This is a genomic window from Pseudovibrio sp. WM33 (assembly GCF_001623165.1).
Taxonomy (GTDB): domain Bacteria; phylum Pseudomonadota; class Alphaproteobacteria; order Rhizobiales; family Stappiaceae; genus Pseudovibrio.
In genome coordinates this window covers 1-498 of sequence record NZ_LMCK01000137.1, presented here as the reverse complement: position 1 = coordinate 498, position 498 = coordinate 1, and the positions used below count along the sequence as shown (strand labels likewise).

General features: G+C 55.4%; 1 protein-coding gene. It reads right to left on the bottom strand.

Annotated elements, in window-relative coordinates:
• The coding region (locus PsWM33_RS23570; protein ID WP_193778460.1) for a terminase gpA endonuclease subunit at positions 1 to 498 on the bottom strand (498 nt) is incomplete at both ends.

Below are 498 nucleotides of genomic sequence, written 5' to 3'. Positions count from 1 at the left end.
GTCTTCCGCTTGCGTCTCCGGCGCTTCAGTTTGCGCCGGTACGGCTCCATTTTCAGGCACACTTTCCCCGGCAAGATCCTTTGAACCCGCATCACGGATTGCCTCTTGCTTTGGCCTGAGTGCTGCAAAACTATTGGTTTCCATTCGTCGCGCCCAAATGGGCGGGCGCTTCCAGTTGATTTTTTCCGCCCTAAGAACCAGCACCAACGCCAGCCCATAAACGCCCAAATCAAGCGCCTCGTTTCTCTTGCGCCCTTTGCGAAGCACCCAGCCTTTCGGGGTGCGCCGCTCTGCGCAAAACTCTTCAAACACTTCACTTGGTAAGTTGCGGGTCAGGTGATAGGCATCTGCACCGGGATCTTCACGGGCAAGGCTTGCGGTAATTTCCGACTTAAGCCGCCATGTGCCCACACGAACAATTCTCAAATCAGAGCGCTTTTTAACGCGCTTGCCTTCTTCCTTTTCTGGTGTGACTTCCTTTGCCCGGTCCCGGTCCCA